21 protein-coding genes are annotated in these 20,584 nt (G+C 41.1%); 16 read left to right on the forward strand and 5 right to left on the reverse strand.

Annotated elements, in window-relative coordinates:
- The first annotated feature begins 7 nt into the window (after nt 1-7).
- From IRB79_RS05430 to IRB79_RS05445, 4 genes are read left to right on the forward strand one after another with little or no spacing between them, the layout of a single operon-like run.
- Nucleotides 8-1,060 carry an NAD/NADP-dependent octopine/nopaline dehydrogenase family protein gene (locus IRB79_RS05430; RefSeq protein WP_243507186.1) on the forward strand — a complete coding sequence of 351 codons (1,053 nt, stop codon included), beginning with the start codon at nt 8-10 and terminating at the stop codon, nt 1,058-1,060.
- Between the two features lie 33 nt (nt 1,061-1,093).
- On the forward strand, nt 1,094-1,672 hold the full coding sequence (locus IRB79_RS05435) for a hypothetical protein (RefSeq protein WP_243507188.1): 579 nt from the start codon (nt 1,094-1,096) through the stop codon (nt 1,670-1,672).
- 24 nt (nt 1,673-1,696) lie between these two features.
- Nucleotides 1,697-2,506, forward strand: coding sequence for an energy-coupling factor transporter transmembrane component T family protein (locus IRB79_RS05440; RefSeq protein WP_243507190.1), 810 nt, complete (start codon nt 1,697-1,699; stop codon nt 2,504-2,506).
- A gap of 40 nt (nt 2,507-2,546) precedes the next feature.
- Nucleotides 2,547-4,310 carry an ABC transporter ATP-binding protein gene (locus IRB79_RS05445; RefSeq protein WP_243507192.1) on the forward strand — a complete coding sequence of 588 codons (1,764 nt, stop codon included), beginning with the start codon at nt 2,547-2,549 and terminating at the stop codon, nt 4,308-4,310.
- Nucleotides 4,311-4,493: 183 nt separating this feature from the next.
- Here the strand turns inward: IRB79_RS05445 and IRB79_RS05450 are convergent, their stop codons facing one another.
- Together IRB79_RS05450 and IRB79_RS28150 are read right to left on the reverse strand one after the other, a co-directional pair.
- The gene (locus tag IRB79_RS05450; protein ID WP_243507193.1) at nt 4,494-4,640 is read right to left on the reverse strand and encodes a hypothetical protein; all 147 of its coding nucleotides are present in this window, start codon (nt 4,638-4,640) and stop codon (nt 4,494-4,496) included.
- Between the two features lie 824 nt (nt 4,641-5,464).
- Nucleotides 5,465-5,623: a Spo0E family sporulation regulatory protein-aspartic acid phosphatase gene (locus IRB79_RS28150; protein ID WP_286675732.1), complete on the reverse strand. Its 159-nt coding sequence runs from the start codon at nt 5,621-5,623 to the stop codon at nt 5,465-5,467.
- Nucleotides 5,624-6,411: 788 nt separating this feature from the next.
- Here IRB79_RS28150 and IRB79_RS05460 point away from each other — a divergent pair.
- The 6 genes from IRB79_RS05460 (at nt 6,412) to galE (ending at nt 12,673) form a co-directional block, all read left to right on the forward strand.
- A complete protein-coding gene (locus IRB79_RS05460; RefSeq protein WP_243507195.1) occupies nt 6,412-7,101 on the forward strand; it encodes a response regulator transcription factor in 690 nt (229 codons plus the stop codon).
- A 14-nt stretch (nt 7,102-7,115) separates the two neighbouring features.
- Nucleotides 7,116-8,117, forward strand: coding sequence for a sensor histidine kinase (locus IRB79_RS05465; RefSeq protein ID WP_243507197.1), 1,002 nt, complete (start codon nt 7,116-7,118; stop codon nt 8,115-8,117).
- A gap of 87 nt (nt 8,118-8,204) precedes the next feature.
- Nucleotides 8,205-8,969 (forward strand): ABC transporter ATP-binding protein, encoded by a 765-nt coding sequence (locus IRB79_RS05470; protein WP_243507199.1) that lies wholly within the window; start codon nt 8,205-8,207, stop codon nt 8,967-8,969.
- Entirely contained in the window at nt 8,944-10,806 is a 1,863-nt protein-coding gene (locus IRB79_RS05475; RefSeq protein ID WP_243507201.1) for an ABC transporter permease, read from the forward strand. The genes IRB79_RS05470 and IRB79_RS05475 overlap by 26 nt, the downstream gene beginning before the upstream one ends.
- Before the next feature lie 554 nt (nt 10,807-11,360).
- Nucleotides 11,361-11,645 (forward strand): hypothetical protein, encoded by a 285-nt coding sequence (locus IRB79_RS05480; RefSeq protein WP_243507203.1) that lies wholly within the window; start codon nt 11,361-11,363, stop codon nt 11,643-11,645.
- Nucleotides 11,646-11,665: 20 nt separating this feature from the next.
- Complete coding sequence (gene galE, locus IRB79_RS05485) at nt 11,666-12,673, forward strand: UDP-glucose 4-epimerase GalE (RefSeq protein WP_243507205.1); 1,008 nt, start codon at nt 11,666-11,668, stop codon at nt 12,671-12,673.
- Here galE and galU read toward each other — a convergent pair.
- Nucleotides 12,653-13,513: a UTP--glucose-1-phosphate uridylyltransferase GalU gene (gene galU / locus IRB79_RS05490; RefSeq protein ID WP_243507207.1), complete on the reverse strand. Its 861-nt coding sequence runs from the start codon at nt 13,511-13,513 to the stop codon at nt 12,653-12,655. The genes galE and galU overlap by 21 nt on opposite strands.
- A gap of 139 nt (nt 13,514-13,652) precedes the next feature.
- Here galU and IRB79_RS05495 point away from each other — a divergent pair, with 139 nt between their 5' ends.
- Genes IRB79_RS05495 through IRB79_RS05505 form a run of 3 tightly spaced genes read left to right on the forward strand, consistent with a single transcriptional unit; the run spans nt 13,653 to nt 16,761 of the window.
- Nucleotides 13,653-15,317 (forward strand): DUF6044 family protein, encoded by a 1,665-nt coding sequence (locus tag IRB79_RS05495; protein WP_243509249.1) that lies wholly within the window; start codon nt 13,653-13,655, stop codon nt 15,315-15,317.
- Nucleotides 15,318-15,332: 15 nt separating this feature from the next.
- Nucleotides 15,333-16,370 (forward strand): glycosyltransferase family 2 protein, encoded by a 1,038-nt coding sequence (locus IRB79_RS05500; RefSeq protein WP_243507209.1) that lies wholly within the window; start codon nt 15,333-15,335, stop codon nt 16,368-16,370.
- Nucleotides 16,324-16,761 carry a GtrA family protein gene (locus IRB79_RS05505; protein WP_243507211.1) on the forward strand — a complete coding sequence of 146 codons (438 nt, stop codon included), beginning with the start codon at nt 16,324-16,326 and terminating at the stop codon, nt 16,759-16,761. Before IRB79_RS05500 ends, IRB79_RS05505 begins: the two co-directional genes overlap by 47 nt.
- Nucleotides 16,762-16,891: 130 nt before the next feature.
- Here the strand turns inward: IRB79_RS05505 and IRB79_RS05510 are convergent, their stop codons facing one another.
- Nucleotides 16,892-17,425, reverse strand: a complete 534-nt coding sequence (locus IRB79_RS05510; RefSeq protein WP_243507213.1) for an MEDS domain-containing protein — start codon at nt 17,423-17,425, stop codon at nt 16,892-16,894.
- 194 nt (nt 17,426-17,619) lie between these two features.
- On the opposite strand from IRB79_RS05510, the gene IRB79_RS05515 reads away from it, so the two are divergent.
- Nucleotides 17,620-17,772 carry a hypothetical protein gene (locus IRB79_RS05515; protein WP_206841178.1) on the forward strand — a complete coding sequence of 51 codons (153 nt, stop codon included), beginning with the start codon at nt 17,620-17,622 and terminating at the stop codon, nt 17,770-17,772.
- A gap of 234 nt (nt 17,773-18,006) precedes the next feature.
- On the forward strand, nt 18,007-18,207 hold the full coding sequence (locus IRB79_RS05520; RefSeq protein WP_009335135.1) for a cold-shock protein: 201 nt from the start codon (nt 18,007-18,009) through the stop codon (nt 18,205-18,207).
- A gap of 174 nt (nt 18,208-18,381) precedes the next feature.
- Here IRB79_RS05520 and IRB79_RS05525 read toward each other — a convergent pair whose 3' ends face one another.
- Nucleotides 18,382-19,209 carry a MerR family transcriptional regulator gene (locus IRB79_RS05525; protein WP_243507215.1) on the reverse strand — a complete coding sequence of 276 codons (828 nt, stop codon included), beginning with the start codon at nt 19,207-19,209 and terminating at the stop codon, nt 18,382-18,384.
- Nucleotides 19,210-19,309: 100 nt separating this feature from the next.
- Between IRB79_RS05525 and norA the strand changes: the two genes are divergently transcribed.
- Nucleotides 19,310-20,497 (forward strand): multidrug efflux MFS transporter NorA, encoded by a 1,188-nt coding sequence (gene norA / locus IRB79_RS05530; protein ID WP_243507217.1) that lies wholly within the window; start codon nt 19,310-19,312, stop codon nt 20,495-20,497.
- Nucleotides 20,498-20,584: the final 87 nt, after the last annotated feature.

The following is a 20,584-nucleotide window of genomic DNA, read 5'->3' on the forward strand; positions in this document are numbered from 1 at the left end:
GGATTATATGTCATATGCAGTAATTGGAGCTGGTAACACAGGCCAGGCAATCGCAAGCTACCTCTCACTAAATGGAAAAAAGGTAAAACTATATAGTCGAAGTCCTATAAAAGCAGAAAGGCTTACACAACAAGGTCTTGAACTTAAGGGCGTGTACTCAGCTAAGATATCTATTGAAGCGTCTGCCAATATTAACGAGGTTATCAAAGATGCAGAATTTATTATTATTACAACTACTTCTTTTGGGCACAAACCAATCTTTAGACAACTCAAACCATTCCTGAAAAACAATCAAACAATTGTCATCTTCCCAGGTTATTGGGGGGCAGCGGAATGTAAAGAAGTTCTAGGTCCTGTCATGGAAGATAGGAATATTACTATTGCAGAAACGAGTGCCATGCCATTTGTTAGTAAAGCAGATAATGCTGGATCAGTTTATATCAATAGAATTAAGAAAAATGTTCAAGTCAGCTCTATACCTACCTCAAAGAATCCTTCCATATCGACAACATTTTTAGATGCATTCCCTCAATTAATACCAGCCAATAATATTTTTGAAACATCATTGAATAATACAAATGTTTGTATTCATACCCCAATTACTTTATTTAATGCCAGCAGGATTGATGCTTCTGAGGAATTCAAATTTTATACCAATGGTGTTTCTCCCTTAACGGTAACCTATGTTGAAAAACTTGATGAGGAAAGGAGAAAACTAGCAGACTTGTTCCTGGTTGAAACCATAGATATTTTAACCCTATTGAATGATTTTTATGAAACAGACTATTCGAGTCTTTACGAAGCTTTACCAGGATTATTCCCAGAAGCTATTGCCCCAACTACTTTAAATCATAGGTATATGAATGAAGATATTCCTTTTGGTCTTGTTCCTATATCCGAATTAGGAAGAAAAGTGGGGATAGAAACCCCTTATACAGATTCAATTATTAATACAGCCTCATTACTAATGAACAAAGATTTCAGGAAAGAAGGAGTCAATTTTGAAGGACTAACGAAAGAGGAAATTGTTAGTTTAGGAGGGCTTACACAACCTATTTAACAATCTTTGTATAAAAAAATAGGAGGTATTGTTATGGCAGAAATAGGGATGGAAAATAGGATAAATCTCTTAAATAAAAAGGTAACTGCGGTTGATTTAATCACGATTGTTATTTTTGCCGTTTTGTATCGTGTACTTTGGTATTTCTTCAAATTTGCAGGAGTTGTTTTCCCTTTCAACCATACTTTTGTCTATCTTTTCTGTGCGTTTTGTTTGGTTCTTTGCTGGGTGGTTGTAAGAAGGCCTTATGCGTCGGTTTATTTCACCGCAGCTTGGTGCGCAATAAACTTTTTTCTTCAAGGCGAACTCCCAATCTATTGGATACTAGTTGTAGCTGCTCCATTTTTACCTGAACTATATTTAAAGAAAAGAAGTAAATCTTTTAGCAATCCTGATGATGTATATTCTAGTACAAAAGATTTAATTGTAGCTGCAGTGCTTTACAACATTGTTTACGAGGCTTTTGTTTGGTGGAGTATTATTTATCCTTATCAGATTCCTGTTCCTTTTAATCTAATGGCGATTGTTTTTGGAATTTCCATTATTGGTATGATTATCGGTACTGTGATTGCGAAGCCGCTTGGACTTAAATTAAAAGCTCTCATAGGATGATTATTTGGAGGTGTATAGTAAATTATGGCAGCGATTGATTTTGTTTCTAATCTAGATACAGATACTTGGGTTCATAGACTAGATCCAAGGGCTAAACTACTTTTAATATTAGGATTCGTTATTATTCCTCTATTGTTTATGGATCCTCTTTATTTATCAGCGGTTTTACTGTTGGGTCTGCCGGTGTGGTTTTCTGCCAAGATTAAAATTAAGTCTATTGCTCCCTTGTTAGGGACAATCGTTATACTCGCTCTATCTGCAGTTGTTTTTTCTACTTTTTATAATTACAATCAGGCCGATGCAGTAGTTCTTTTTTCTATAGGGTCTCTTCAAGCAACCGATATTGGACTATTCTCTGGCTTAGTACTTGGTTATAGGATTGCCATCCCCTGCTTTATGACTATAATCATCATTTCAACTACAGACCCTGCGTTATTAGCAAAAGGGTTAATGAAAATGAAGGTACCTATGAGTATAGCCTTCATGTTTTTAGGAACATTGCGTTTTTTTCCTTTAGTATTCGAAGAACTCACTAATATTTCCAACGCTCAAACCATTCGAGGTGTAAATAAGAAAGGAATAAAGGGTAGTTGGAACAGTTTTAAATTGGCTGCTTTTCCTCTTTTAGTAAACTCATTGAGAAGAAGTAGGACAATGGGGCTTGCTGTTGAAAGTAAAGGATTTAGTAAAATGGCTTGGCGTGAATACTATCAAGATATGAAACTCACAAAAATGGATATTACGGTTATCATTTTAACGATTCTATTCTTTGCTGCTGCGTTATACGTAAGATATGCGCTCGGACTAGGTGGAAATAATTCGATAGTCGCATAATCTAGAGTATAAGTCGAGACCCTTCAAAAAGGAGGAAGTTATGGATAATAACAATATTATTGAGGTAAGAGGGGCTAGTTTTTCATATCCAGGTGTAGAAGCAAAAACTTTGAAAAACATCAACTTAGAGATCAAGAAAGGGGAATTTGTCCTCATTTCCGGCACTAGTGGAAGTGGAAAGACAACTCTTGCAAAATGCCTTAATGGGATAATTCCCCATCTCTCTGAAGGGAATCTGACAGGGGACATAATCATAAATGGAAAGGATACCCAAGGTGTTCCAATGCATGAACTTTCCTCCGAAATCGGAATGGTATTTCAAAATCCAGAAGATCAGATTTTTTCAATACGGGTAGAGGATGAAGTTGCATTTGGAGTGGAATGCCAAGGGTACACTAAGGAAGAGATACAAAAACGGGTTCAGTATGGACTTCAAAAATTAAGATTAGAAGACATTAAAAAGCAAATTACATTTTCATTATCTGGAGGGCAAAAGCAAAAGGTGTCAATTGCAAGTAACTTAGCCATGTTGCCCTCCATTTTAATACTTGATGATCCAACAACGGATCTAGATCCAATTAGCAAACAAGAAGTAATGGATATAATATCAGAGTTAAAAGAAGAAATTGATACAACCTTCCTTATTATAGAGCATGATCTGAATGATTTGATTGAATTTATTGATAGAGTCATTATCATGCACGAAGGGGAAATTCTTTATAACGGAAGCCCTAGTGAAATTTTTTATAACCATTTTAAAGCACTGGATGATCTAGGAATTCGAATCCCGGATCATATAAGGTTAGGGAAATATCTGTTTGATAAAGGCTTTAAATACAATTCCTACCCCATATCTAAAAGGGAAGTATTAGAATGGGCCAAACAACTACTTACTTCTAAAAAGTTAACACTGCCTATGGCTGAAAATCAGGTAACAGGTGATAGGCAAGACAGCGTTGCAAAATTACAGGATGTAAACTTTAGTTATCAAAAAGGTAAACAAATTCTACATGATATAAATTTAGATATTAAAAAAGGGGAACTTTTGGCTATCGTTGGACATAATGGTTGCGGTAAATCCACTTTAATGAAAAACCTAATTGGATTATTAAGGCCATCTCAAGGTTCGGTTGAAATCAATAACAAAAACACTAAAGATTTCAAAGTACAAGACATAATATTAGAAATTGGGTATGTTTTCCAAAATCCTGATAATCAACTGTTCTGTAATTCAGTTGAAGAGGAAGTGCAATTTGGCTTAAAAAATAGAGGCTACAGCGAAGAGATAATCAGTAAACAAGTTGAATTAGCCCTCAATACAGTAGGATTACAGAAAAAAAGAAAGGAACATCCTTTTTCTTTGAGCAGGGGAGAGCGACAAAGATTAGCCGTGGCAACGATGTTAGTTTCAAATCCCAAGATTATTTTATTGGATGAACCAACGACTGGCCAGGATGAGCAAAGCTTAAAAGCTCTTTTAACTTTAATGGAAAATCTAATTACGGAAAAAGAAGCAACAATTGTGATGATTACTCATGATATGGAAGTCGTAGCTCAATACGCTAGTAGAGTAGTAGTTGTAGATGCAGGGAGAATTGTACTTGATGGCAGCCCAAGTGAAGTCTTTTCTACAAACTATCAAAAACTTCATTCCCTAAAATTAAAGCCGCCGATTATCTCACAATTCTCAGCAGAATTAAATAAATACGGATTTCCAAACGTTTCTAATTGGAACATGTTTAGTAACCATTTTATTAGAAAAGACAATGATGCTCAAAGCGTATCAAAAGTATCAATCATTTAATATTACAGCTGACTATACCTACCTTCAAATTCATTTTGAAATTCTAAGCTCCATTACAATAAACAAACTTATTTATGATACCTTAAAATAAGAAGAATGATGAACAAAGTTTTCTAATATTAAAAAGCCTACTTTACCGCTGGAATTTGAAGAGGTAAAGTAGGTTTTCTTTTTTTGACGCAATTATTGAACCAAGATTAATAAAGTCCTTTTCGGAGTGTCACACATGGCAGTGAATTCCCCTCTTTCAACAGTCAAATCAATATTTTTTAAGACCTGTGTTTTTCCATAAGATTTCGATAGGTTTTTTGTTTGTATCATCTTGGTCATGGCTTCGACCTCCTTCACTACCATACTATACCGGCCATTTTTCCCGCCAACCATCGATGTAACAGAATGTAAAGTGACACTTTTGTCATGTTGAAGGCAGAGACGGCAGGATCGCGTCATTTTAAAATGCAGACGATCTTATTGAAGGGAAAAAAACAAGCAGACGCTTTGACATGGACTGCTTGTTTTTAACTTAGTTGTATGTGCATTTTTTGAGGTACTGTTTCTCGGCTTGTCCCTATTTTTAAATGCTGATTCCTTTCTTTCCTTAAAAAACGAAAATGCCAGCGCATATAAAGGCAGGCTCCAATATAATAGATGGCTGACCACCATACTTGCCAGCCCTAATATACTACGTAGCCAAAGTAATGGATAGGACTTCGTAACATACAGAAAAACCGACCCAAAACAAAAGGTAAAGCAAAAATTTCTTCTTTGGTTTAGGCATGAAGTTAACATATAGGATTCCGAATGTTGGCCGGCAGGGTGATTCCAATAAATAAATCAAATAGCTGGGGACCTGGATCCATTAAGTCGTATAGGTCTAAAACATGGCCAAAAATTAAATCTGCAAGAAGCGCATTTAAAGTGACAGCCAGCCAGCCAGGTTGTATAAAGCTCCTGCCGGGTTAATTTTAATGGAATAATGAAAATCAATATAGAGTTGATAGCAAGCGTTGTAATTGTAAAGATATAGACCATTCAGATTCTCCGGTTTTTATAGAGTTATTTCTTATCTATCTTGCCCTCTTTTTGAAATTTATCTGCTTATTTGGCGGTGAAGTGAGTTTCTATTAAAAGTAGTTCATTTACGGTAATGAATCCTATTTACATTTGGACTGGAACCTAAAGATAAGTTCATCTAATATCTGACTGTTTTTTATAGTATCAGGATGCTCTAAACCTTTCTTTATTCCAGTTTCAATAAGTGTTTTTCTAAAAAGTTGAATCTTCTTTCTAAGTTCACTGCAAAAATGACACATTTATTTACTCCTTTAAATAATAAAAGTCCAGGAACTATTATTGCAAATTAAGGAAAAACATTGAATCATTTCGACAAAACTAGTCTCTAAATGACAAAAAATTAAAAAACAGAGAGGAGTGTTTTGGGAGGATTGAATTCTCGCTCAATGCAAATAATATCTAAAAACTTTCCGGAGTGGAAAATGATCTTACAAATTGCCTCAGTTGTTGTGTTTAATTTGATATTATATAAGACCATTAAGGGGATATCAGCCAATAAAATTGTCCATATTTGGGTTTTTACTATTGCATTCCAACTATTCTTTGATATTTTTATCGATCTAAAGTACAAAGGATACTGGTACTTTACACAAGGAATAGACTGGGTAGCATTTCCTGCTTAAACAATCTTAATCCCACCTATTAATTTGATGTTTATCAATTGGTATCCTTTTAATGGTTCTTTCATGAAAAAGGTACGTTACTTTATTATTTGGGAAATCTTCCTGCTAAGCTAAGAAGCTGTAGCCATGCTGCCTCATCCATTTGGTTTCTTTCATTATGGATGGTGGAGTATATGGCATTCTGCCATTGTTAATCCGATCTTATTAACCATACTTCTAGGGTATTACAAATGGATTAGTGCATTAGAAAAGAAAGCGTGTGTCTAAAAAGGGCTGCTGAGGCAGCTCTTTTTTAAAAGAATGTATAAATTCTGAAGTTACATAATTGTCTAGCTCCAGGCGCCTTCCGCTTTTCTTTCCCGTTCACCTTATGGCATAATTTTCTAAGACAAAGGAGTGAGAGGATGCAGAAAGTATTCATTATTGAGGATGATCCGAAGATCGCGGAGCACCTGCAGACCTACTTAGTGAAGTATGGCTATGACGCTGCGGCTGCGGAACAGTTCGATGATGTGATGGGGGAGTTTCATAAGCATAAACCGGATCTTGTCCTCCTGGATATTAATCTTCCGAGCTTTGATGGCTATTACTGGTGCAGGCAAATCCGGCAGGAGTCAATCTGTCCGGTTATTTTCATTTCCGCACGGGTAGGGGAGATGGACCAGGTGATGGCGCTGGAGAATGGGGGCGATGATTTCATCACCAAACCGTTTCATCCGGAAATTGTGATGGCGAAAATCCGCAGCCAGCTGCGCCGTGCTTACGGGGAGTATGCATCACAGGCCCAGGAACGAGTTATGGAGGCAGAAGGATTGAAGCTGTTTCCGGAAAGGCTGGAATTGTGTTTCGGTGATAAAACCGTTCCGCTGTCCAAAAAAGAGGCGGATATTATTGAGAATTTACTGGAGCGGTATCCTCGTGTGGCCGGCCGTGAAGACTTGCTGGAAAAGCTGTGGGATGAGCAGGTCTATGTGGATGAAAATACGCTGAATGTAAATATGGCAAGGGTAAGAAAGAAATTTGAGGCAATCGGGCTTTCAGGAGCGGTCGAAACCGTGAGAGGCGCAGGTTACCGTTTGATTGTTACCTGGTGAAAGGCTGGAGAAACATGAAATTATTCCTTAAAGAGCATGCGTTCCTAATCACTGTACAGATCTTTCAATTTTTTATGATTCTGGCCATCTATTGGCTTGATGGCTATCGTCATCTATTGCCAGCCCTATATGGCATCTTTCTCGGCCTATTCTTTCTCACGGCCTACCTGGCCTACCACTATTTTAGCCGCCGCAAGTTTTATAAGAGGCTGACGGAGGAACTTGCTTCCCTTGACGATTCCTTTCAAACAACAGAAAACTCACCGATTTCACAGGCGCTTGATCATCTGCTGAAGGATCAATACAGGCATTATCAGACGAGAATCAAAGAGCTGGAATCCAGGCAGGAGGAGCATCTGAAGTTTATGGATCAATGGGTCCATCAGATGAAAACACCGCTTTCTGTCATTGAACTGATTGCGCAAAACCTGGATGAACCTGACTCCTCCAGTATTCGTGAAGAAACGGATCGGATGAAAACGGGCCTGAACACCATCCTCTATATGGCCAGACTTCGGACGATCGAACAGGATTTTCATATCAGACCTGTAAACTTGTCTAAAATCATTCATGAAGTGAATGGCGAAAACAAACGGTTTTACATCCGGAACGGGGTGTATCCGAATCTCCTGCAGGAGAAGAAGGACATGATCGTGGAGACAGATGAGAAATGGCTGTTCTTTATGCTTTCTCAGCTGATCAATAATGCGGTCAAGTATTCCAGAGGGAAGAGCAATCGGGTTGATATTGCCATCTTTGAAAAAAACGGTGAAGCTGTCTTAGAAGTGAAGGACTATGGCATTGGGATTCCGGAGGAGGACAAGCGCCGTGTGTTTGAACCTTTTTATACCGGTGAAAATGGACGGAAATTCAGAGAATCCACAGGTATGGGGCTGTACTTGACGAAGGAGGCAGCCGATCATCTTGGCCATCGCATTGAACTGGAATCCAAGATGGGAGAAGGGTCTCTTTTCCGGCTGATTTTTGGAAAAACACAAAACCTTACAGCCTTGTAAGGTAAGTGAAAGAAAAATCGATTTTTTGAAATGGGTATAGAAGATATACTGATCACAAGTCAACGGAATGTGAAAGGAGAACTTGTGATGCTAAAAGTGAAGCAAGTAAGCAAGATTTATGAAGGAAAGATCGCCTATCGAGCGTTAACGGATATTAACTTAACCATTGATGAAGGTGAGTTTGTCGGAATCATGGGTCCATCGGGAAGCGGGAAAACGACGCTGCTGAACATGATTGCCACCATTGATGAACCGACAACAGGAGAAATCCTGATCAATGAAAGAAATCCACATGTCTTAAAAAAAGAGGAGCTGGCCCAATTTCGGCGCCGTGAATTAGGGTTTGTCTTCCAGGACTTCAATCTGCTTCATACCTTAACGGTTGAAGAAAATATGGTCCTGCCGCTGACATTGGACGGAAAAAAAGTGAAGGATATGAAGGAAAAGGCGTATCAAATTGCCGAAAAACTGGGGATTACCGGCATTATGAATAAACGGACGTATGAAATATCCGGAGGACAGGCGCAAAGAGCCGCTGTGGCAAGAGCGATGATTCATACGCCGAAGCTGCTTTTGGCAGATGAACCAACAGGTAATCTCGATTCCAAGTCTTCCAAGGATGTTATGGAGATGCTTGAATCGATTAATAAAACGGAGAAGACAACCATGATGCTTGTCACACATGATGCGCAGGCAGCGAGCTATTGCAACCGGGTCATTTTCATCCGGGACGGGAAGTTCTATTCAGAAATTCACCGCGGTGACAACCGCCAGGCCTTTTTCCAAAAGATCATCGATACACTTTCACTGCTGGGAGGGGATGCACATGACCTTTCGTCAGTTCGCGTTTAATAACGTCATACGCAACAAACGGCTGTATGCAGCCTACTTCCTCAGCAGTTTATTTACGGTCATGGTTTTCTTTACCTTCTCGATTTTTGCGAATCATCCTGCATTAAGCGGGGATCAGATGAACTCAACCGTCACGAAGGGAATGAATGCAGCTGCAGGAATTATCTATGTGTTTTCGTTCTTTTTTGTTTTATATTCGATGAGCTCATTCCTGCAATCCAGGAAGAAAGAGTTTGGGTTATTAATGATTCAGGGCATGTCCATGAAGCAGATCCGTCTAATGGTCTTCCTGGAGAATATGCTGATTGGCTTATTGGCAACCCTGGGCGGAATTCTCCTTGGCCTTGTGTTTGCAAAGGCGATTTTGCTGCTGGCTGAAAATGTGCTGATTATTGAACGATCGCTGTCTTTTTATTTTCCGGCTAAAGCCATCCTGATCACTTTTATCTCCTTTATTATTTTATTTTTCTTTATTTCCTTATTTGTGACATATGTTCTCCGCAGCAAAAAGCTGATTGAATTAATTAAAGGGAATAAAATGTCAAAAGGTGAGCCAAAAGCGAATCTTCTCTTAACGGTGCTGGCTGTCCTTTTATTAGGGGCGGGGTATGCAGTCGCCTTACTTGCAAAAGGTGTGATGGTAGTAGCTGCAATGGTGCCAGTCATTATTGTTGTTTGTATAGGCACTTATTTGTTATTTACACAATTAAGCGTGTTTATCATTAGAAGATTAAAGAAGAATGAGCATGTTTTCTGGTTTAAAACCAATATGCTGCTGTTTTCGGATTTAGCCTTCCGCATGAAGGATAATGCCCGGACTTTTTTTATGGTGGCCATGGTTTCAACGGTTGCCTTCAGTGCAATCGGCACTTTGTTCGGATTTCAAACCGTTTTGACCTCCAGCATAAAAAATGTGAATGCCACAACGTTTTCCTATAAAACATCTGAAGGACATGAGGAACAGAATGTAGCATTTATCAATCAAACGTTAAAGGAAGAAAAGATTGAAGCGGATTCGGAGCATACCGTATTGCGCTACTTTGAAATCGGCGGGGATACCATCCTGATTGCCAGTCAATCTGATTTTAACCGCTTTGCCGCGCTCATTGACGAAGATCCGATTGACTTAATAGACGGGCAAGTAATGACAGTGGAGTTTGCAGGAACCAGCTTCGGGCAAACGAAGGAACTCCTGAATGAAACCATTACACTGACGTCCGGCACAGTTTTGAAACCGAAAGAAGTCATTCATTCGAAAGCCTTGCCGGCAACAGATTCGTATTTTATCGTGTCAGATGAAGACTATCAAAAGCTTCCTGAACCAGAGTTTCAGGAAAGCTATTATGCCTGGCAGGCAAGGGATGGAAAGGAAAGGGTAATGGCTGCCTCTGAAAAGCTGTACAAGAAACTGCCAAGATATGAAATTACATCAGTAGACTACGAAATATATGAGATTATGAAAGGCTACGGGCCCATATTATTTGTCGGGCTGTTCATAGGGATTGTCTTCTTCGTATCAGCCGGCAGCTTCCTATACTTCAGGCTTTACATGGACCTGGATGAAGATAAACAAAAATTCCAATCGATTTCCAAGATGGGGTTAACCGAGAAAGAGCTGAAAAAGGTCTTAAACAGACAGACCATGATCCTCTTTTTCGCGCCGATACTTGTGGCACTGATCCATGGTGCTATAGCCCTGACAGCGTTATCGAACCTGTTCTACTTTAACCTGTTTAAAGAATCAGTTGCAGTTCTGAGTGTTTTCCTGGCCATCCAGGTTGTATACTTTTTCATTGTGCGCTTTTTCTATACGAAGCAGATTAAGGCGGCGATTTAAATTTAATAAGCATTGTGGGGGCCAGATTGAATCTGGCCTTTTTTTAAATTGAAATTGACAGGGGAAAGGGGAATTGAGTAAACCTGGTGCTGATTCGGACAGGAGAAGGAGAAAATCGAGGAAAGCAGTCCGAATCCGGGGCTGATTCGGACAGGAAAAGAAGAAAACCGGTCAGTGGAGTCCGAACCTGATGCAACTTCGGACAGGAAAAGAAGAAAACCCGGCTGTGGAGTCCGAACCTGATGCAACTTCGGACAGGAAAAGAAGAAAACCCGGCTGTGGAGTCCGAACCTGATGCAACTTCGGACAGGAAAGAGAGAAAACCGGTCAGTGGAGTCCGAACCTGATGCAACTTCGGACAGGAAAGGGAGAAAACCCGGCTGTGGAGTCCGAACCTGATGCAACTTCGGACAGGAAAAGGAGAAAACCCGGCTGTGGAGTCCGAACCTGATACAACTTCGGACAGGAAAAGAAGAAAACCGGTCAGTGGAGTCCGAACCTGATGCAACTTCGGACAGGAAAAGAAGAAAACCCGGCTGTGGAGTCCGAACCTGATGCAACTTCGGACAGGAAAAGGAGAAAACCCGGCTGTGGAGTCTGAACCTGATGCAACTTCGGACAGGAGAAGGAGAAATCCGCGCGGTGGAGTCCGAACCTGGAGCCACTTCGGACAGGAGGAGTGGAAATCCGGGCGGAGCAGTCTGAACCTGGAGCCACTTCGGACAGGAGAAGAAGAAATCCGAACAGAAGAGCCGAACCTGATACTCATTCGGGGAATGAGGGACTCCGCAGTTTTATCATACTCAACATCAAACCTGCATATAGAAAAGAGAATATAAACCTATGCAGGAGTGATGGAATGGCAATCTTGGTTACAGGAGGAGCAGGTTATATTGGTTCACATATTGTAGATCTTCTCATTCGAAAAGGGTATGAAACAGTGGTAGTTGATCATTTGGCTGAGGGTCACAGGCAGGCGGTCCATCCGAAGGCAGCTTTCTATGAGGGGGATATCAGATCGCAGGATTTTCTGAATAGTGTCCTTTGCCGTGAGCGAATAGAGGCAGTCTTTCATTTTGCGGCATCATCACTGGTAGGGGAATCGATGAAAAATCCGCTAAGTTACTATGATAATAATGTAATTGGTTCTCTTAGCCTTCTAAAAGCTTTGGAAACTTATAATGTTAAACGGCTCGTGTTTTCGTCCACTGCCGCCGTATATGGAGAGGCGAAAAGCCAGCCTATACGGGAAGACGCTCCGCTCAAGCCTGCCAGCCCGTATGGCGAGACAAAGCTTGCCATTGAACGGATGCTCCATTGGTGGGGGCAGTCATCAGGAGCAAAGTTCGTGTCGCTCCGGTATTTTAATGCTGCAGGGGCAAAGGCATCAGGGGAGATTGGGGAAGACCATCAATACGAGACACACCTAATTCCGATTATCCTGCAGGCGGCACTTGGAAAAAGAGAATCTGTCTCCATTTTTGGGGATGACTATCCAACAAAGGATGGTACCTGCATAAGGGACTATATTCATGTAGAGGATTTGGCTGAAGCCCATCTGCTGGCACTCCGGTACCTGGAAGATGGAGGGGAAAGCAATGTCTTTAATCTGGGCGGCAGCAAAGGGATCTCTGTAAAAGAAGTAATCAGAACTGCAGCAGAGGTAACAAACAGATATTTTAAAGTAACGATAGCTCCCCGCCGGTCTGGAGACCCGGCAGAACTGGTTGCGTCATCAGAAAAAGCAAGGTCACTGCTGAACTGGAAGCCACAAAAAACAAGTATCCGCCAGATTGTCGAGGATGCCTGGAGCTGGCACAGGTCCCATCCTGACGGATATCACAAATCATACACGAGCTTGCCTTAAGTATAGTAAAAGCTTTTCCCTCAGCTCAGGTCTTTGCAGGGCGTAATCAATCGAGGCTTTAAGAAAGCCGAATTTATCTCCAATATCATAACGGCTGCCCTTGATCAGATACGAATAAATTTTTTCCCGGTGAAGCAAAGCATGAAGGGCATCTGTCAGCTGCAGCTCGCCTTTTCTGTCCGGGCTTCCGTTCTCAAGCATGTCAAAGATTGCAGGTGTTAAAACATAGCGGCCAATAATCGCATGGGCAGAAGGCGCTTTTTCAGCAGGAGGTTTTTCAACAAGGCTATCCACTTTGTATAATGGGCCCCTCTGTTCTGAATAGCCGACAATTCCATACTTATTGACTTCAGACAGAGGAACCTCACTGCATCCGAGGATGCTCGCCCCTGTTTGGTTATATTGCTCAATCATTTGCAGCATGGCAGGAGGTTCCCCGTCAATAATATCATCGCCAAGGAGGACGGCAAACGGCTCCCTGCCAATGAACTTTCTCGCGCATAAAATGGCGTGCCCCAATCCCAGCGGCTCCTTTTGCCTGACATAATGGATATCAGCCAGATTGGTTATTTCGCGCACTTCTTCGAGCATCTCAAGCTTTCCGCTTTTCTGCAGCAGCAGCTCCATTTCAACCGACTTATCAAAATGGTCTTCAATGGCCCGTTTGTTTCTCCCGGTTATGATGATGATATCTTCAATCCCTGAAGCGATGGCTTCCTCCACAATGTATTGAATGGCGGGCTTGTCGACAATGGGGAGCATTTCCTTTGGCTGTGCCTTTGTGGCCGGCAGAAAGCGGGTTCCGAGGCCTGCAGCGGGAATGACCGCTTTTTTAATCATTTAATTCCCCCCTTTCCACTCTATTTTTATGTCGGAGGAAGGTTGTATTATCCCTTCCTGAATATTTTGCCCCTGTTCGTGAACCCTAAATTTGTAAATAATCTTGAACCAAGAGGTGTAAAGGTTGCTTTTTAAAAAAATGACAGCCGAGAAAAATCTTCTTATTCTGGCCGGAATTGCCTTAGTTTTGTTTGTATCCCCCCTATACATATTAGGTGAAGACGCGCATATCCGCGTTCATGATAATCTGGATTCCAATCTGGCCTGGTATAAAGTCCTGGCTGAAAGCGGGCAGCTGACAGGACCAATAGATGCTGTTATTCCGCAGATTATAAACGGAAATCTGTCCCGAAATGCATTTGGCTCTGAATTTACTTTAATTGTGTGGCTGTATGCCCTTTTCCCGAAGATGATTGCCTATGCGCTCAGCCAGACGATTACAAGGGTATTTGCCTTTATCGGCATGTATTTGCTTTTGAAAAAGCACTTCCTTAAAGAAGAGAAGTGGGCGCCCATTACGATTGGGACAGCCCTAGCTTTTGCCTTCACACCATTCTGGCCATCCGGTATGCTGAGCACACTTGGGATGCCGCTTGCACTGTGGGCTTTTTTAAATATCAGGCAGGGGGAAAGGTCCTGGAGAAATGTTCTTGTCCTCACCCTGTTGCCTTTATATGCAAGCATTGTCCTTGGCTTTTTCTTTTTCCTGAGTGCGATGGGGATTTTCTGGCTGACAGACTTGATCCGGAAAAGAACATTGAATTGGCCATTTCTCTTATCGATTGTTTATATGACCGGAATCTTTTTCATCGTGGAATACAGACTGGTTTATTCCTTTCTTTTTGACGATGAGCCAAACAGCCGGGATGAATACTTTCATGCGAGGCTTACCTTCTGGCATTGCGTCAGACTGACATTCAAGAACTTTGCTCTCGGGCACCACCATGCTGCCACGATGCATACTCTGGTCATTCTTCCGCTGATGTTTGTGGCCCTTTTTATGACGCTAAGGCAGAAAAAGGGGAAGATGGACAAGGTGTTTTTGTTCCTGTTCCTTCTTAACTTTGCCCTATCAGCATGGTATGCCTTCTGGTTTTACAAAGGCTGGCTGCCGCTGACAGAGCGATTTCATGTTCTCGATACTTTCAACTTTGCCAGGTATCACTTTTTAAGGCCGCTGGTTATCTATGTGCTTTTCGCGCTATCCCTGAAAATCATTTGGTCATATTGCCAGTTCTGGAGGCGGCTGGTTCCGGTTTTTGTGCTGGCACAGGTCATGACCGTTTCATTTTTTAACGAGGAAATTCTTTTTCAGGATAAGCCAACGGTCAAGCAATTTTACGCAGAAAAGCAGTTCTTGGATATTAAAGAATACATTGGGCTTCCGCAGGAGGATTACCGGGTGGCAAGCATTGGGCTTCATCCGGCCATTGCCCAGTATAATGGCTTCTACACGCTGGATTCGTATAATAATTTCTACCCCTTAACATACAAATATCAATTTCGGAAAATCATTGAAAAAGAGCTGGAAAAAAATAAAGCCATCCGCATTTATTTTGATGAATGGGGCGGAAGATGCTATCTCTTTACAGACGAGCTTGGCAAGCATTATATGTTCAAAAAGCGGACGAAAAAAAGGCTGAAGAATCTTGAGTTGAATACAGAAGCCTTTAAGGCCATGGGCGGTTCCTATCTTTTTTCATCCGTCCCGATCGACAATGCGGAAGATAATCAGCTTCGGCTGGAGAAGGTTTTTGAATCAAAAAGCTCTGTGTGGAAAATCTACCTTTATAAAGCCATATAAGCAGGGGGAATTAGAATGACCAACCCAGTACTCACCATCGTAGTTCCTTGCTATAACGAAGAGGAGGTACTGCCGGATACCATTCATCAGCTGAATGGGATGCTTGCAGAATTGCTGGACGAGGATCTTGTTTCTGATAAAAGCAAGATTTTATTTGTGGATGATGGCAGCATGGACCGGACCTGGCAGATCATTTATAAGCAGAGCCTGAATAACCCTAAAGTACGGGGGCTGAAGCTTGCCAGAAATGCAGGACATCAGAATGCCCTGCTTGCGGGATTAACAGCTGCAGGAAAGGTTTCGGATTGCACGGTGTCCATCGATGCCGATCTTCAGGATGATATTGCCGTGATCCGGGAGTTTATCCTGAAATTCCGTGAAGGATATGACATTGTCTATGGAGTAAGGAAAAAGAGGGACAGTGATACGTTTTTCAAAAGAAGCACGGCACAGGGATTTTATAAACTGATGAAGAAAATGGGCGTAGATCTTGTCTATAATCATGCTGATTTCCGCCTGATGAGCAAGCGTGCCTTGGAAGAGCTGCAGCGCTATGAGGAAACCAATCTGTTTTTACGCGGAATTGTGCCCTTATTGGGCTATAAAACGGCCAATGTTTACTATGACCGAAAAGAGCGGCTTGCCGGAGAAACGAAGTATCCGCTGAAAAAAATGCTGGCCTTTTCCTTTGAGGGTATTACTTCTTTTTCCGTGACGCCAATCCGGATGGTATTGGCATTGGGGATCGGATCTTTTTTTATCAGCTTTCTATTTGGCCTCTACTTTCTAGGTTTGCGCTATTTTGGCGAAACGGAAACCGGCTGGACATCGTTAATCGCCTCGATCTGGATGTTGGGGGGGCTTCAGCTGACAGCCATTGGTCTGGTGGGGGAATATATCGGGAAAATCTATAAAGAGACAAAACGCAGACCTAAGTTTTCGATTGAAGTAGATGCGTTTAATTTACCGATTTCCCGCCATTTGATTACGGACGGAGACCATGATGATGAGTTCGCGGACATTCATTTTGGAACATTATCTGAAACGAACTGATACTTTTATTCGATTTTTGCTTGTGGGAACAGTGAATACAATTGTCGGGCTATCCATGATATTTATGCTGCTGGATTTGGCGGGGCTGTCGTATTGGACTGCTACATTTCTGGGAAACAGTACGGGGGCAGCGGTCAGCTATTTCCTGAACAGATCGTTCACCTTCAGGAGCAGGGCCCGCATTCAAAGCAGTGCTGTGCGCTTCATATTCATTCTGTTTTTTAGCTATATTCTTTCTTATTCCATAAGCGGCATGGCTGCAGAATTTATCCAGACTTTCACCCTTCTTGGGCATGATGTATCACCTGAAGAGCTTGCGGTTCTTTTGGGAGCGGGCATTTACACATCAACTAACTATATCGGGCAAAAATACCTCGTTTTTACTAAATAGTGAAATATGAACTGCCAACAGAGCAGGTTTTTAGGGGAAGTTCACGGGGGAGCCAAATTAGTCTCACTTATTAAAGGTGAGACTAATTTTATTTACAGTAAATCCTGTCTGCATTTTTCTGTTTCTTCACTCATTCATTTACAAGAAAGTTATGGCAAAATAGGAGACTTTCTTTTAATTCATTACTAACCCTTTCTGAATCGTAGGCGCAAACAGACAGGAGTTTTGTTTTGGCAACGATTAGATCAGCTTCTTTTTCAGATACCGATAATTTTTTATTGACTTCAGGTTCATCACGCCATTCGACATGAGCCCAGCTCCGGACAGCTAAATCCCGTTCTGAATAACCTTCAATTAAGTTTGGGAGATAATCGAAAATAGAATTAACGCTAAAGTCCCCCTTGGCATAATAGAAGTCATAATTATTGACGAACATTACTTTTTCCAGGCAGTTATTATTCAACTTCTCTGTGAGTCTTTTCTTAATCAATGGAGTCATTCGGTCATTTTCTACAATGATGGAGTATTCATTTTGTTCTAAGCCGGAAATAACAAATTCAATGACATTCGAAATATACTGGTCCTGATTCTTGAAAAAATTTAATACATGTCCCTTAGTAAGGCCGTGAATTTCATGGACTTCTTTTACATGTATACTTTCCAAATTTGCACCCCATTGGATTCTGACATTTTATGCCTGCAAATTCAGTTTATCATACTTTGATATTGAAATGGGTTCACCAGCGAAAGAAGAAATCCCTCTTTCTAAAGCCCTGTTGAAGGATTGTAAATAAAATGCAATAGTGTTAACCTGAAACGACATAGTGTTTTTCCTATGTAAAAAGGAGCGAATACACTATGCTTAGTAAGGAAGAAAACTTACTATTCATTAGAGAACTTGGACGTTTGCAGGCTGATTTTGAGAACTGCAGCGATGATCAAGTATGCAACAGCATTCATCAGGATATTCTTTTACTTCTTAAGGCGCTATCAATGACTGCTATGAAATAGCAGTTTTTTTATGCTTAATATTCGAAGTTTGTGCATGCTTTTATTTGAGGAATAGAGAAATGATGTTTTCCTTTATATGTTTTCTTGCATATAATTCTGAAAAATGTTAATCTAAATAAGAATTATTTTTGTTCGGTGTAAAGGATAGTTTGAGTAAAACTTTACGTCTTGATGATCACTGAGAGCAAGGATAGTAACACAATGTGTGTTTATACGCACAAGGAGGCAACAAAAATGGAAAATGGTAAAGTAAAATGGTTTAACAGTGAAAAAGGCTTCGGATTCATCGAACGCGAAGGTGGAGAAGACGTATTCGTTCATTTCTCAGCTATCCAAGGCGAAGGTTATAAATCTTTAGAAGAAGGTCAAGAAGTGACTTTCGATGTTGAGCAAGGTCAGCGTGGAGCTCAAGCAGCTAACGTGCGTAAAGCTTAAATTTTAAAACCAAACTCAGGGCAGGCTCTTAATGGGCCTGTTTTTTTGTGAAAATAAGGAACCCTGCTCACGAATGAGCAGGGCACATGTACACAGTAAATCAAATGGTAAACAAAGTGTATCATATTATTGTGAATTTTCCTAACAGCTTTTGAATAAAGAATCACGGAAATCCTATCCCCGGGCAACCTGCATCATAATTTTAGTGACAAAATGCTCCTTATCATTCTGTACAACGGTATCATAAATGTACTCTTCAAAAACATGCTCCCCTAAGGTTAAATGCAGCCTTTCCATCTCTGAGAAAAATCGCTTATATGTATGGCTGATGGTTTTTTCGCTCCCAACATGATAGCCGATGAGAAAATCACCTTTTACGGCCCGAAAATACGGATGTCCTTCCTTTGGATTGGGCTGCTCGATATACAAATAGCTGTAATTGGAGTATTCCCCCTTCAGCATCTGCTCCCGCTTCGTTATAGATCCAATCGGATACCCTGAGTCAAGCTGTGAGATCTGCAATTCATTAATAAAATCCGAGATGACCTCCACAAATTCTTCATCGGATATATTTTGGATGTTCCTGCTTAGATAGAGGGTTGCTTCCGGCAATGGCTGAAGCGTAATCCTATTAAAATCAAGTTGAGAAGCTTCTTCCATTAATCCAATTTTGGCCTCGATCATTTTCTCCTTCATTTCGATTTCCTGCCGCTTTTTTACAATCTCTTCTTTTTTCCGGTACATAATGGACAAAAAGCTTTCGGGCGATTTATTTTGCATGTACTGCTGAATATCGTTAAGAGACATGCCAAGATCCTTTAATAAATCAATCACAAAAAATAACTCTAATTGGTGAATGGAATAATAGCGGTATCCTTTTTCGTTTTTCTTTACCGGGGACAAAATCCCAATCTGATCGTAATAAAAGATAGTCTGCTTATTAACCTTGCAAAGCTTTGCGAATTCACCTGTCGTTAAATATTTTCCATCTTTTTTACTCATTTTTTACATCACTGCCCTTGACTATATAGTTACTATATACACTAGGATAAAACGTATAAATAAATCAAGTTTTGACTGTTTTGTAAGGAGCATGATATAGATGAAGACACAAAAAATCACATTGGGATTATTATTAACAAATTTATTCATAGCCTTTTTGGGAATTGGACTGGTCATTCCTGTTCTGCCTACATTGATGAATGAATTGGGCATAACGGGCACAACCATCGGGTATTTAACAGCCGCTTTTGCATTGGCCCAGCTGATTGTTTCCCCGTTTGCAGGGAGAGCAGCCGATAAATGGGGCAGGAAGATCATGATTGTCACGGGCCTATTTATTTTCGGCTTATCAGAATTTTTATTCGGGATCGGCAAAGAGATCGAGCTGCTGTTCGTTTCCCGGATCTTAGGCGGAATTAGTGCGGCCTTTATTATGCCGGCCGTAACAGCCTTTATCGCAGATATTACGACGACGGATACCCGTCCAAAGGCACTCGGATATATGTCAGCAGCCATCAGTACCGGATTTATTATCGGCCCTGGCATCGGCGGATTTTTAGCGGAGTTTGGAACGCGCGTGCCATTCTTCTTTGCGGGAGCACTCGGCGCACTTGCAGGAGTCCTTTCCATGATTTTATTAACTGAGCCAGAGCGCAGTGAAGAAGAAAATCAAGAAGGGGCCACAGATGGCAAGAGCGGCTTCAGACGCATAACAGAGCCAAAGTATCTCCTGGCCTTTATTCTGATCTTTATTGCGTCATTCGGGCTGGCCGCATTTGAATCATTCTTTAGCTTATTTGTGGATCACAAATTTGCCTTTAAACCATCAGATATCGCCATTGTGATCACAGGCGGAGCCATTTTCGGAGCCGTATCGCAAATCCTCCTGTTTGACCGCATGACCCGCATTTGGGGCGAAATCAAACTGATCCGCTACAGTTTAATATTATCTGGCCTGCTTGTGTTCTTAATGACTGTTGTTCATTCCTACTTCGCGATTTTACTTGTAACCTTCATTGTGTTCGTAGGGTTCGACTTATTCCGTCCGGCTGTCACTTCCTATCTTTCCAACATCGCAGGCAATGAACAAGGCTTCGTGGGCGGCATGAACTCGATGTTTACTAGCCTCGCGAATATCAGCGGCCCTATTATAGGGGGGATGCTGTTTGATATCGATATTAACTATCCTTATTATTTTGCGACGGTCATCCTGGCAGTGGGGATTGGTTTAACGCTGGTATGGAAAAAGCCTGCTGAGAAGGCATCCAAAGTGGTGAAAGCAGTATAGAAGCTAATTAAAATACACATTCCACAAAAAAATAGAGTGCAGGATATAATAAAAGAAGTATTAATTACCTGAAAGAGAGTTGATTTA

Origin of the sequence: Cytobacillus oceanisediminis (assembly GCF_022811925.1) — a bacterium.
Taxonomy (GTDB): Bacteria; Bacillota; Bacilli; order Bacillales; family Cytobacillaceae; genus Cytobacillus; species Cytobacillus oceanisediminis_D.